Genomic DNA, 13,402 nt, shown 5'->3' with positions numbered 1-13,402 from the left:
AATGCCCTCCTATTCTTCAAGGTCTCAAAAAGGTTTTTAGCACCAATACATCTTTTAAGGAGGGGTATCCCCATGAAAAGCAACAAACGTTTCTTACTTTTTATCACCATCATTGCAGTATGCATGCTCACTTTGGGCTCATTTGCATATGCCAAACCGCCCGTTCTCAGAATGGCAACAACTACCAGCACCGACAATACAGGCCTTCTCGATTATATGGCTCCTATCCTGCTGAAGGATACAGGGATCGAGATCCAGTGGGTATCCGTCGGAACAGGAAAGGCACTTGAGTACGGACGTAACGGAGATGTTGACGTAGTCCTTACCCATGATCCGGCAGCCGAAGACAAGTTTATGTCAGACGGCGCAGGTGTTAACCGACGTAAGGTCATGTACAACGACTTCGTCCTGATCGGCCCCGCAAACGACCCGGCAGGTATAAAGGGCAAACCCATAACCCAGGCGATTGCGACAATAGCCGCGAAGGGACAGCCTCTTGTGAGCCGCGCGGACAAATCCGGTACACATTCAGCAGAACTTAAACTTCTCAAAGAGGCCGGAGTCAAAGATTTCGACAAGGCGACCTGGTATGTACAGACAGGACAGGGAATGCTCAATACGATCAACATCGCTGATGAGCGCAAAGGGTACGCCCTTGCTGACAGAGGCACATTCATTAAATATGACGCAAATCTCAAAGGCAAACCGGGGCTCGTTATAGTAGTAGAGGGAGACAAACAGCTCCTGAACATGTACAGTGTTATGGCTGTCAACCCTATCAAACACCCGCATGCAAAGTACGACCTTGCCATCAAGTACATCGACTGGATCACCTCTTCAAAGGTCCAGAAGGATATCGCAAACTTCAAGCTGGAAGGCAAGCAGCTCTTCTTCCCCAACGCCGAGATCAGAGCCGGACACTAAACTATTTTTAAATAAGATTTGACCGGACTGGGTCCTACCTTCAGGGCCCGGCCTGGTTCTAAGGAGGGTAACGGGTGGATTTCATTATTCAAGGTTTTTTCCAGTCCATAGGGCTTATTGCATCAATGGACGAGGAAACTGTGAATATTGTGCTTACAACTCTGAGACTGACCGGCCTTTCCATGCTCTTTATTCTTGGACTTGGCCTGCCGCTGGGCTTTGCGTTGGGTTATTTCGATTTCCCCGGTAAACACCTTCTCAGAACCATAACAGACACCCTGCTTTCACTTCCTACCGTTGTAGTGGGGCTTCTCGTTTATGCCTTTATATCGAGAAGAGGTCCCCTCGGTGATTTTCAGCTTCTTTTCACCATTCGCGGAATGGCGATAGGACAGATCATACTAGGGCTGCCGATCGTTATTTCTTACACGGCCACTGCTATAGAAGGCCTTGACAACAGGCTGAAACTTACTCTGCAGACGCTCGGGGCTTCAGGCGCAAAACTTGCTGTAACAAGCCTCTGGGAAGGACGTTTTCAGATCCTTGTCGCCGCGCTGACCTCCTACGGAAGGATCATAGGAGAGGTAGGTTCAGCGATGATGCTGGGCGGAAACATCAAGTGGCACACAAGAACGATAACTACTGCGATAACGCTTGAGACAGGCAAGGGAGATTTCGCCCTTGGCATAGCCCTGGGAATAGTTTTGCTCTCAATTTCATTCGCATTGAACATCTCCCTTTCTTTTCTAAGGAGAAGAGTGGGAAACAGCTAGGCAGAAAAAATTTTGCATATTTCGGAGGTTGCTCTTTCATGAGAAAGGTCAGATCAGCACTTGCATTAACCCTCATATTGCTATTTTCCATCCCCGCATTTGCCGGGACAATTAAACTCTCGAGCACTATCGGTCCGGTAGACGCCGGAATAATCCCTCTTCTCGCTGAAACATATAAAGCGAAGACCGGAACTGACTTCGTAATTGAAAAGGCAGGAACAGGCGCCACACTTAATAAGGCAAAGACCGGAGATTTTGACATGGTCGTCGTACACGCGAGAGCTCTTGAGGACCAGTTCATCAAGGATGGTTTCGGACAGAACCGTAAGGACATAATGTACAATGACTTTGTCATCCTCGGTCCAAAGGAAGATCCTGCGGGGATCAAGGGCATGAAGTCGGCCGCCGAAGCGTTTAAAACAATAGCCGCAAAGGGTGTTCCCTTTATCAGCCGCGGCGACATGTCCGGGACCTACGTTTCAGAGATGAACGTATGGAAGGCCGCAGGCATTACGCCCGACGGAGAGAAAGACGAGTGGTACACAGTTTTCTCGCTTGGCAAGCTCGGCAACGGAGCAACAACTGATTTCACAGACAAGCGCAACGCATATACGATAATGGACAGGGCAACATACCTGACCAAGAAAAAGGGATTGAAGATCGTTCCGCTTGTAGAGGGCGATCCGATCCTTCTCAACCTCATCGCTGCGATAGAAGTCAGTCCCAAGAGATTCCCGAACGTCAACAACGCAGATGTTGTAAAATTCGTTGACTGGCTCTGCGATGACGACGCTCAGATGATAATTAAGGATTTCAAGGTCAAGCAGTACGGAGAACCGCTCTTCTTCCCCAACTCAGACCAGTGGAACAAAAAGCATCCCAAGTAATATAATCAGATCATCGGCGGGTCCGGCCACATTATATATATGGCCGGACTTCCTGCCCCGGGCATTCATCATTACCCGGGGCCCGTGCAAACAGTAAGACCGGAGGAGAAACAATGGATCCCAGGATCATTTATGAGATCAAAAACCTGACTCACAGCTACGGAAAAGGGCCTCAGACTATCAATATCGACTATCTGAGAATATGCGAGGGCAGCGTAACCGGAATAGTAGGCCCCAACGGAAGCGGCAAATCAACACTTCTGAGGGTCCTGGCTTTCCTTGAACCTTACACAGGCGGTTCTCTTTTTTTCGGCGGCCTTGATCCTTCGGGTAAAGAGGTCGACATAAGAAAAAATGTCACATATCTCCTTCAAAATTCCTACCTTCTGAAAAGGTCTGTTTTTGAAAACATCGCATATGGACTGAGGCTGAGAAGTGAGACAGCCGGCCTTGAAGAAAGAGTCCATGATTCTCTTGAACGGGTTGGACTCTCTCCATCAAAATTTGCCCATAGACCATGGTACAGACTCTCCGGCGGTGAAGTCCAGCGTGTGGCCCTGGCCGCAAGGCTGGCGCTCCATCCCAAAGTACTTATCCTTGACGAACCTACCGCAAACGTGGACGAATCAAGTGCTTTACTTGTCAAAGAGGCTGCTGTATCAGCATGGAAAGAGTGGGGAACAACTGTAATAGTAGCCACTCACGACCTTCCCTGGCTTACTGAGGTATCTACGGACATAATAAGCCTTTTCCGCGGGAAGATAATAGGACACGGGACCGAAAACCTGATACACGGACCGTGGATCAGGGAGAACGGGAGCGTAGTCAGAACATTGACCGACGGACAGAAGATCCATGCCCTCATAAAGGAAGAGGCGGAACTTCACGCAGCAGTGCTAAACCCTTCGGATATCGAGCTGATAACGGATAGCGAAATAGTCTCTTTATATGCGAACAGGCTCAGGGGAACGGTCACAAGCATGGCGCTTGAGAGAGCAACCGGATCAGCCCTCATTTCAGTTCAGACAGGCGATATTATCCTGAAGTCACGGATGCCGGTCGAAAAAATAAAAGAAGTGCAGATCTCCCCTGCATCAGAAGTCACTCTGTCCTTTTCACCGGAAAACGTCCGCTGGATTTAGATAGCCGCTTATACTGTTTACCAAACAGATTCCTGTTTAAGTGAAAATAATGTAGAATGATATGGTGTTGCAGCAAACTTTTGCTTATGTCTGCTGCAAATGATCAGCGTGAGAGGATGATATATATGTGCGGCATCATGGGATATATTGGAGATAGAGACACAACTAAGGTTATCCTGGAAGGGCTGGCAAAACATGAATACAGGGGCTATGACTCTGCAGGAATAGCCGTTATAAAAGATGGCGTTATCCATGAGCTCCGTACCACAGGAAGAGTCTATCAGCTTGCAGAAAAAGTCGCAAAAGAACATTTCAACGGAGATTTCGGCATTGGCCACACCAGATGGGCAACACACGGCGGGGTAACCGAGAACAACGCCCATCCTCATATGAGCAGCGACAATAAGGTGGTCCTGGTCCACAACGGTATAATTGAGAATGCGAGAGAGATCAGAGCTGACCTTGAAGCAGAAGGGATAAAATTCCACACTGAGACAGACACTGAATCAGCGGTCCAGTACCTTGCCTCGGTCTACTGCGGAGACCCGAAGGAAGCCATAGTCAAACTTACAAAGAGAATAAGAGGCGCTTTTGCCCTTGTGATAATGTTCCACGATAAACCAAATGAGATATGGGTGGCGAGAAAAGGTTCGCCGCTGGTAGTCGGACATGCAGGAGAAGAGGGTTTCTGCGCTTCCGACCCGACCGCATTGCTGGAATTCACCAGGGATGTCTGGTTCATGGACGACGACGAGATCGCCATGATATCAAAAGGCGGCTGCACTTTCTACGATTTCGACGGAAACCCTCACGAAAAGGAATCCATGCATCTGGACTGGGAAGCTGCCATGACCAGCAGAGGAAATTACCCGCACTTTATGCTGAAAGAGATACATGAGCAGCCGGAAGTAGTTACTCATACTCTTCTTGGAAGGGTCGCCTCCAACAGAGTGGATCTGAGCCATGAGCTGGATTGGACACCGGAACAGATATCAGGATGGAAAAAGATCCATTTTGTTGCCTGCGGCACCTCGCATTATGCAACGATGGTAGCAGCGCGCATAATGGAGGAGGTCGGGAACTTCGAGATAAGGACCGAGGTCGCCTCGGAATACCGCTACAGAAATATCCCCATCGGACCCGACACCCTCGCCGTATTCGTATCCCAGTCAGGGGAAACGGCCGACACTCTGCATGCGGCAAGGCTTGCCAAAGCAAAGGGAGCAAAATGCATCGTCGTGACAAATGTGCGGGGATCAACTATCCACCGTGAGGTTGGTGAAGCACTGATAACACCGGCCGGACCCGAAATAGGCGTGGCCGCGACAAAGACATTCATGGCTCAGATAACGGTACTCACCCTTCTGGGACTTTACCTTTCAAAGCTGAAAAACGAACTCTGCCCGGAAACTGAGCAAAGGATCGTTTCTGCGCTGATGGACATACCTGCCAAGCTCGCTTCGATCCTGGAAAAAGAAAAGGAGATAGAGGCTGTGGCCAGGAATTTTGCTGATGCAAGAGGCTTCTTCTTTATTGGAAGAGGTCTGGCCTATCCGCCCGCACTGGAGGGCGCACTCAAACTAAAAGAAATCTCCTATCTGCACGCTGAGGCATACCCGGCAGGAGAGATGAAGCACGGACCTATCGCGCTGCTCGACAAGGAGCTCCCGGTGGTCGCGCTTGTACCCAAAAACGACCTTTGGGAAAAGACCATTTCAAACATTGAAGAATCAATGGCAAGGAACTCGCCGATAATAGCCCTTGCAACAGAGGGAGATACTGAAATTGAACACTATTCAAAAAATGTCATATTCACACCCGAAACCGAGCCGGAGCTGTTCCCCTTTATTGCGGTCGTGCCGCTGCAGCTTTTTGCTTACTATATAGCAAGGCAGCGCGGCTGTGATATAGACATGCCCAGAAACCTTGCCAAGTCTGTGACGGTGGAATAAAGACCCTAACAAAGAGATATCAGGGGAGGCTCTTTGCAGGCCGGCTTGACGCCGCCGGAGGGAGCCTCTTTGTTTTTTGCTGATTTCATTATTAAAAGGGGATAAATCTTGAAAAAGAATAAGATCGTAGCGATATTTATGCTCATATTGCTTTGCCTGACCTGCGTGCTGCCCTCTTTTGCATGCGCATCCGACAGCGATGATACGAGCTTTGAGACATTTTTGTCTGTTCTTAAGGCGTGGGGGACTTTTCTTGCCAAAATCACCGGATCCTACGACACCCTGGACAATATTTCCATCTTCTCAAATTTTGCAAGGATGTGGCACGATTTTGTAGGATCGGAAGGTTTCAGCGTTGAAAGGCTTTTTGACGCTATCATGAGGTGGCTTGGCATTTCCATCATGATGCAGCAAGAGGAAGGGCCTCAGGAAAGTTATTCGATATGAAAGCATGGGTGTACATCCTACGGTGCTCAGATGGTTCCCTATACACAGGGTGGACCAACGATATAGAGAAGCGGTTTGCTTCGCATAACCGGGGCACAGCCTCAAAATATACGAGGGGCCGGAGACCTGTCGAGATCGTCTTCAAAGAGGGGTTCGAGACAAAAGAAGAGGCTATGTCGCGAGAGGCAGAGATTAAGTCAATGACAAGAGCAGATAAGCTCCTGATCGTTGATCAGGGTAACAAATAATATAATTATTGATAAACGTATGCTATATATAGTACAATATATTGTAACTCAAATTTAATGTAAGGATATTTGTCTTTTGTTTCTTTGAATATCCGTAAAGAGGGGTCAGGCATGAAAGGTCGTACAGATGTAATTGTTGGCGTTCAGTGGGGAGACGAGGGCAAGGGGCGCGTAGTCGACGCACTTGCAGGCAAGTCAGGCGTAGTAGTCCGTTATCAGGGCGGAGCGAACGCAGGACATACCGTGGTAGTTGAGGACGAAAAATATGTCTTTCACTTACTCCCTTCCGGCATCCTCTATCCCGGCAAAGTTTGTGTCATCGGAAACGGGGTAGTGATAGACCCTGAAACGCTCTTTGCGGAACTTGATGATCTCAGGGATAGGGGAAAGACCCTTGCCAGGCTGATCGTCAGCCATGGCGCGCATATTGTCATGCCATATCACAAGCAGCTTGACAAACTGGCTGAGGGAGCAAGGTCAGAGGGCACAAAGATAGGAACTACAGGACGTGGGATCGGTCCATGCTACTCCGATAAGTTCGAAAGGGTCGGAATAAGGGCGGAAGATCTTGTAAACCCGGAAATTCTGAAAGAAAAACTTCTGATAAACATAGAACTTAAAAATAAGATCCTGACAAGGATCTATGGCTCCGAGCCCTTGGATCTCGATAGTACGTACGAGACAGCCCTTGAGTGGGGCAAAAGGATAAAACCGCTTCTTGGAGACGCTTTCCTTGAGATACACCAAGCGCTTGATTCAGGAAAGAACGTCCTATTCGAAGGAGCCCAGGGGACCCTCCTTGATGTCGACCACGGGACATATCCTTTTGTCACGAGCTCCAGCCCATGCTCTGGAGGAGCCTGTACCGGAGCAGGGATAGGACCGGGAAGGATAGACCGTGTGATAGGAGTCACCAAGGCTTACTGCACCAGAGTAGGAGAGGGTCCCTTCCCTACCGAGGACAAGGGCTCTCTGGGGGAACAGTTGAGGACAAGGGGCGGGGAGTTCGGCGCTACGACCGGACGTCCAAGGCGCTGTGGCTGGAACGACCTTGTGGCAGTAGACTACGCGGTAAAGATAAATGGAATAGACGGGCTTGCGCTGACAAAACTTGATGTCCTTTCAGGATTTGAAAGAATCCAGGTCTGCACTGCTTATGATATCGAAGGAACCATACATAAGAATTTTCCAAGCAGCTGTGCGAAACTGGCAAAAGCAGTTCCGGTTTTTGAGGAACTACCGGGTTGGAAGGAGGATATCAGCAAGTGCAGAAGATTTGAGGATCTTCCCTCTGCTGCACAAGACTATGTCCGTTTCATCGAGGAAAGGGTGCTGACACCCGTCATACTTATCGGAGTCGGACAGGGAAGAGAAGATACTATTCTGAGAGGTATATGAAGCTAAAAAATATATGTACTGTACTGCTTCTGCCAAACCTGAAAATGGGAAAATGATGAAAACCGATAAAAACAGAAAAACAGTAATCGTAAGAGGCGGCGGAGATCTTGCCACAGGCATAATATACAGGCTATGGAGATCCTGTTTTGATGTTTTGTGCCTTGAGATCCCCCGCCCCACTGTTGTAAGGCGTTCCGTTGCTGCAGCCCTGGCTGTTTACGACGGAAACTGCCGGATAGAAGATATGGATGTATGCCTGGCAGAGAACCCTGATCAAATAGATTTCAGCAAAGGGATAAACGTATTGATAGACCCTAAGGGAAATTCCATCGCCGTACTTAAACCATTCGCTGTCATCGATGCTATGATGACGAAAAGAAAGACCGGGACCAACAGAAATATGGCAGATCTTGTGCTGGCGATAGGGCCGGGCTTCAAGGCGCCTGAAGATGTTCATGGGATCATTGAGACAAAGAGGGGACATTCCCTGGGAAGGCTCATCACCAAAGGACGTGCAGAAACCGATACGGGCATTCCCGGAGAGGTCCTTGGATATACATGTGAACGTCTCTTAAGGTCTCCCTCGGATGGATACCTCTCCCCGGCCTCATTGATCGGAGAGAGGGTAAAAGAAGGGGATGTCATCGGATCGGTAAACGGCATCCCGGTAAAGGCTCAGATAGGAGGCGTAGTTCGCGGTCTTATACACCCTTCAGTATTAGTCAGGGAAGGCTCCAAAATAGGAGATATCGATCCCCGGAATGAACCGGGCAACTGCTGCATTATTAGTGACAAAGCCCTTGCCGTCGGAGGAGGAGTCCTTGAGGCGATACTCCGTTTCGAAGCAAGGGGCAGGTTGGATTAATCTTCTTTTCTAAGAGCGGTAGCAGGCAGCTCCACTATATCGCCTTCCTGTTCCTCATCATGATCGATAGGCTCGCTTCCCGCAAAATCTGAGTGATCTTCCCAACTTTCGTCCGTTGTATCTATCACTTCGGAATTGCTCTTTCTATAGCTTCCGCCGCTGAAAGGATCATAGCTCTTCGATGTATAGACCCTGACTCCGTTGCCTCTCAGTAACCCTGCAATGATCAATGCAAAGAGAACTATTCCCACCAGTCCCGCGATGAGTATTATGGCCGGGAAGGCAAATCCGAATATCAGCGTTCCGATAAGTAAAAAGACCAGTAGTCTCATTAAGTCTCTCTCCTTCAGGATCTTTTCTGCCTGTTATCCTTTGTGGCAGTACGTGGTTTCTTTTTCCTGCTTTCGGCCACAGGTTTTCCTCTTCCGGTACCGCCAGCCGCCACAGGTTTTTTAGCAGATTTATTTATGCTTCTTTTTTTCTTTTCATCCGTCCCCGAAGGACGGTCTGCACTTTGTCCTTCGGATCCAGCCCTGTAAGAAGGCCTTTTTGCGGCTCTTGTTGTGCCGCTTTCTTTCTTCTCATCCGTCCCCGAAGGGCGGTCTGCACTTTGTCCTTCGGATCCAGCCCTGTAAGAAGACCTCTTTGCGGCTCTTGTTGTACCGCTTTTTTTCTTCTCATCCGTCCTCGAAGGGCGGTCTGCACTTTGTCCTTCGGATCCAGCCCTGTAAGAAGACCTCTTTGCGGCTCTTGTTGTGTCGCTTTTTTTCTTTTCATCCGTCCTCGAAGGACGATCTGCACTTTGTCCTTCGGATCCAGCCCTGTAAGAAGGCCTTTCTTCTTTCATCTTGCCGCTTCTGTATCTCTCTTTCGGCGGGGCGTCAGTCTTCCTTCGTTTATCCTCTGAGGCAGGTCTCTTTGCTCCGCGCTCTTCAACAAATCCACCGGATGCCTTTGTCCCCGCTCTCTCTGTTTTTTCCCTCTTCTGTCCGACCGCATCGGATCCGCTTTTGCCCCTGGAGGGTCCTGACGTTCTTCTGGGATCTGACGCCTCCCTTTTGGGTGCACGAGACTCTTTCTTTTTTGCCTCAAAAGCAGGTTTTACCTTTGGTCCCGGTTCAAGTATGCATGGATCACCGGCCATCGTTTTTCTTCTCAGCTGACCGCATGCAGCGTCAATATCGGAACCCAGTTCCTCCCTTATCTCTGCTTCGAAACCGGCTGTGACAAGTACCGAACGAAACTTAAGGATGTTTTCAGGAGAGGGTTTCTCATAACGGCCGTCGACCTGGTTGAACGGGATCAGGTTGATGAAGACATGTATGCCCTTCAAATAGCGCAAAAGCAGTCTGGCATGTTCAACACTGTCGTTTATTCCTCCGAAGAGCGCGTATTCTATTGTGATCCTGTTGCCTGTTGTCTTCTGATATTCCTGCATGGCCTTCCTCAGCTCATCAAGCGGGAATGTCTCGTTGACCGGCATAAGGCTGCTTCTCAAATCATCATCAGCCGCATGCAGGGATACTGCAAGGCGAACTCCCAGGCCGGATGCTGCGAGATCCCGTATGCCGGGCACTATACCCGAAGTAGAGATCGCAATGTGTCTGATGCCAAGATTTCTCATATCCGGATCGTTAAGCATCCTGACTGATTTGAGTACCGCCTCGGTATTGAGGAAGGGCTCACCCATCCCCATGTAGACTGCGTTGTTGATATCGCGGCCAACAGATCTTTCCATGGCAAGGAACTGGCCTGCGATCTCTCCGGCAGAAAGGTTCCTTACATAGCCGGAAAGCCCCGTGGCGCAGAATGTGCAACCGAGAGGACATCCTACCTGTGTCGAAATACAGGCCGTCAGCCTCTCTCCCTGTCTCATAAGGACAGATTCGACACTTTGGCCGTCACGCAGCTGCCAGAGATATTTTCTTGTTCCGTCGATCGATGAACGCTGTTCCTTTATCAGCAGGGGAGCCCCGAAATCTATCTTTGACTCGAGCAGATCCCTAAGCGTCTTTGAGAGATTGGTCATCTCAGCGACATCAAAGGCCCTTTTCTGCCAGATCCACTGGCAGATCTGATCCGCACGGAACCTGGGCTCACCAAATTCCTTATCAAGGATCTGTGACCATTCGCTGTTATCAAGATCCAAAGCATAAATTTTATCTGTCATTAATTTGCCCAAGGCTCAGCGAGGTCGGGATATAGAGGAAATCCATCTGTCAGTGCGGCCATGCTAGCCTTTACTTCTTTCTTTATCAGATTGTTTTCCGGATTTGAAAGTACTTTTTCGATAGCATCAGCTATTTTTTCCATTTCAGGCTCTTTCATCCCTCTGGTCGTTACGGCGGCTGTTCCAAGCCTTACTCCGCTTGTAACCATTGGCTTGGCAGGGTCGAAGGGTATCATGTTTTTATTGGATGTAATGCCGACTTCTCCCAGAAGCACCTCTCCCTCTTTGCCTGTCACGTTCCTCGAACGTACGTCAAGCAGTATGAGGTGGTTGTCGGTACCTCCCGAAACAAGGCGGAAACCTCTGTCAGTAAGCGCTTTGGCAAGGGCAGAGGCATTGCTTACTACCTGGCTTGCGTATTTTTTGAACTCTTCAGTCCCCGCAAGCATGAATGTGACTGCTTTTCCTGCTATCGAATGCACCAAGGGCCCGCCCTGTATCCCCGGAAATACTGTCCTGTCAAGGGTCTGAGCATACTCTTTTTTGCAGAGCACAAAAGCTCCTCGTGTACCTCTGAGTGTTTTATGCGAGGTCGAGCTGACATAATCAGAATAGGGCACAGGGTTGGGGTGCGCACCTCCTGCTACAAGCCCCGCAATGTGGGCCATGTCCACGAGAAGTACCGCCCCCACCTCATTTGCTATCGCACGGAAGCGGGCAAAATCTATGAACCGGGGATAAGCGCTTGCGCCTGCAACTATGAGTTTGGGCCTCGTCTCCTTAGCCAATCTCTCTACCTCGTCATAGTCGATCGTCTCTGTTTCCCTGTTTACTCCGTAGCCTACGATGTTGTAAAAACGGCCTGAAAAATTGACCGGGTGACCGTGTGAAAGATGTCCGCCGTGATCTAGCTTCATTGAAAGGACCGTATCCCCCGGATCGACTGTGGCAAAGAATACTGCCTGGTTTGCGCTTGCTCCTGCATGCGGCTGTACATTGGCATGTTCGGATCCGAAAAGTTCACAAGCCCTTTTTATGGCAATTTCTTCTATCTCCTCAACAAACTCACACCCGCCGTAGTACTTTTTATAAGGGTAACCCTCCGCGTATTTATTGGTAAGGATAGAACCCTGTATCTCAAGCAGGGAACGGGGGACAAAGTTTTCTGACGCGATGAGCTCTATGTGGACCCTCTGTCTTTCCAGTTCGCTTTCAGCAAGGCCATATATCTGCGGGTCCAGACTTTTCAGCGTCTCTGTCATAATCTTATTCATCTATTGCACTCCTTTTTTATTATTCTTTATATGATCCTTATGATTATACCAGTTCAAGAACAGAATGAAGGAGAACATTACAGCCGTTCTCCAGGTCTTTGATATCAGACCATTCTTCGGGGCAGTGGCTTCTCCCTCCGACAGAAGGAACGAATATCATAACAGTTGGACAGAAAGAAGACAAAAACTGAGCATCATGCGAAGCCCCGCTTTTCATCTTCATTGAATCAAGCCCGAGAAAAGAGGCTCTGGATTCGACAAGTCCGACCATACCACTGTCAAAAACTACCGGAGCCGCCTCAGCTGCCTTTTTGAATTTGTATTTTAGTCCCCGTCTGACCGCACAGGATACTATCAGCCTTTCAACTTCCCTTTCACCCTCTTCAAAAAGCTCTGTATCAAACTGCCTGAAATCCAAAGTAAAGGAGCACTTTCCGGGAACTATGTTTATAATGTCTGGCCTGGGAGCTATTCTTCCCATAGTTGCAACGCTTCCCCTGCCCAGCCTGAGTGCCAGTTTCTCTGCTTCAAGGGCAAGCTCTGCGGCAGCAAGAAGTGTGTCTTTTCTCATATCCATCGGAGTTGAACCGGCATGGTTCGACTCGCCGTAATACTCTCCCGTCCACCAGGCCAGCCCCTGTATGCCCTCAACGATCCCTATGGAAACACCTTCTGCGTGCAGCCTTGGCCCCTGCTCTACGTGCAGCTCCAGATAGCAGCCGACAGGCGTAGAATTCGTTCCTCTGTAGCCTATGCGGTCAAGTTCTTCTGCTACTGTTACACCGCTGTCATCCCTTGAAGATAGCAGTTCTCCAAGTTCGACCTTCCGTGTGTAGTAAAGGCTTCCCATCATATCCGGCTGGAAACGCGCACCCTCTTCATTCGTGAAGGCGGCAACGACAAGAGGCCTTTTAGCAGAGACTTCATTCTCATTCAGGGTCCTTATCACTTCCAGACCGCCAAGGACACCGTACACTCCATCGAACATTCCTGCGTCCCTCACTGTATCTATGTGGGAGCCCATCATCACGGGAAGCTCTGAAGGATCCGATCCCTCTCTTATCCCGAATATATTTCCTATCTCGTCAATTTTTACTTCAAGACCCTCGTCTCTCATCCATCTGCAGAGAAGATCGCGTCCGGCTTTGTCTTCATCAGTAAGTGCCAGCCTGGTCCGGCCGCCGCTTTCGGGGTCGAAGCCGACTGATCCCATTTCCCTTATTGAGCTGATAAGCCTTTCTCCGTTTATCCTCAAATGTGGCCTGATTTTATCGTTCATTTTTCCTCATTGTCCTCCCGGAACTTTATTTATGTATAATTAT

At 49.2% G+C, this 13,402-nt stretch carries 13 protein-coding genes; 9 read left to right on the top strand and 4 right to left on the bottom strand.

Annotated features, from left to right (window positions below):
- Positions 1-72 precede the first annotated feature (72 nt).
- The 9 genes from CVV54_02355 (at position 73) to CVV54_02315 (ending at position 8,636) form a co-directional block, all read left to right on the top strand.
- Positions 73-924: a tungsten ABC transporter substrate-binding protein gene (locus CVV54_02355; protein PKL05130.1), complete on the top strand. Its 852-nt coding sequence runs from the start codon at positions 73-75 to the stop codon at positions 922-924.
- 74 nt (positions 925-998) lie between these two features.
- Positions 999-1,697 carry an ABC transporter permease gene (locus tag CVV54_02350; protein PKL05129.1) on the top strand — a complete coding sequence of 233 codons (699 nt, stop codon included), beginning with the start codon at positions 999-1,001 and terminating at the stop codon, positions 1,695-1,697.
- Between the two features lie 38 nt (positions 1,698-1,735).
- A complete protein-coding gene (locus CVV54_02345) occupies positions 1,736-2,584 on the top strand; it encodes a tungsten ABC transporter permease (protein PKL05128.1) in 849 nt (282 codons plus the stop codon).
- Positions 2,585-2,697: 113 nt separating this feature from the next.
- The gene (locus CVV54_02340; protein PKL05127.1) at positions 2,698-3,726 is read left to right on the top strand and encodes an ABC transporter ATP-binding protein; all 1,029 of its coding nucleotides are present in this window, start codon (positions 2,698-2,700) and stop codon (positions 3,724-3,726) included.
- A 125-nt stretch (positions 3,727-3,851) separates the two neighbouring features.
- The gene (gene glmS / locus CVV54_02335) at positions 3,852-5,678 is read left to right on the top strand and encodes a glutamine--fructose-6-phosphate transaminase (isomerizing) (protein PKL05126.1); all 1,827 of its coding nucleotides are present in this window, start codon (positions 3,852-3,854) and stop codon (positions 5,676-5,678) included.
- A gap of 108 nt (positions 5,679-5,786) precedes the next feature.
- Positions 5,787-6,125, top strand: coding sequence for a hypothetical protein (locus CVV54_02330; GenBank protein PKL05125.1), 339 nt, complete (start codon positions 5,787-5,789; stop codon positions 6,123-6,125).
- Positions 6,122-6,373, top strand: coding sequence for a hypothetical protein (locus CVV54_02325; GenBank protein ID PKL05124.1), 252 nt, complete (start codon positions 6,122-6,124; stop codon positions 6,371-6,373). The genes CVV54_02330 and CVV54_02325 overlap by 4 nt, the downstream gene beginning before the upstream one ends.
- 111 nt (positions 6,374-6,484) lie before the next feature.
- On the top strand, positions 6,485-7,771 hold the full coding sequence (locus tag CVV54_02320; protein ID PKL05123.1) for an adenylosuccinate synthase: 1,287 nt from the start codon (positions 6,485-6,487) through the stop codon (positions 7,769-7,771).
- A 55-nt stretch (positions 7,772-7,826) separates the two neighbouring features.
- Positions 7,827-8,636, top strand: coding sequence for a molybdenum hydroxylase (locus CVV54_02315; protein ID PKL05219.1), 810 nt, complete (start codon positions 7,827-7,829; stop codon positions 8,634-8,636).
- Here the strand turns inward: CVV54_02315 and CVV54_02310 are convergent.
- From CVV54_02310 to CVV54_02295, 4 genes are read right to left on the bottom strand one after another with little or no spacing between them, the layout of a single operon-like run.
- Positions 8,633-8,968 carry a hypothetical protein gene (locus CVV54_02310; protein PKL05122.1) on the bottom strand — a complete coding sequence of 112 codons (336 nt, stop codon included), beginning with the start codon at positions 8,966-8,968 and terminating at the stop codon, positions 8,633-8,635. The two genes, CVV54_02315 and CVV54_02310, sit on opposite strands and share 4 nt — an antisense overlap.
- A 14-nt stretch (positions 8,969-8,982) precedes the next feature.
- Positions 8,983-10,806, bottom strand: coding sequence for a 23S rRNA (adenine(2503)-C(2))-methyltransferase RlmN (gene rlmN, locus CVV54_02305; protein PKL05121.1), 1,824 nt, complete (start codon positions 10,804-10,806; stop codon positions 8,983-8,985).
- Positions 10,806-12,080 carry a serine hydroxymethyltransferase gene (locus CVV54_02300; GenBank protein ID PKL05120.1) on the bottom strand — a complete coding sequence of 425 codons (1,275 nt, stop codon included), beginning with the start codon at positions 12,078-12,080 and terminating at the stop codon, positions 10,806-10,808. The genes rlmN and CVV54_02300 overlap by 1 nt, the downstream gene beginning before the upstream one ends.
- A gap of 43 nt (positions 12,081-12,123) precedes the next feature.
- Positions 12,124-13,359 (bottom strand): Zn-dependent hydrolase, encoded by a 1,236-nt coding sequence (locus CVV54_02295; GenBank protein ID PKL05119.1) that lies wholly within the window; start codon positions 13,357-13,359, stop codon positions 12,124-12,126.
- Positions 13,360-13,402 lie beyond the last annotated feature (43 nt).

The organism is Synergistetes bacterium HGW-Synergistetes-1 (assembly GCA_002839185.1).
Taxonomy (GTDB): domain Bacteria; phylum Synergistota; class Synergistia; order Synergistales; family Synergistaceae; genus Caenicola.
Note: the sequence above shows the minus strand (reverse complement) of the source record. Positions and strands in the feature narration are given on the sequence as shown.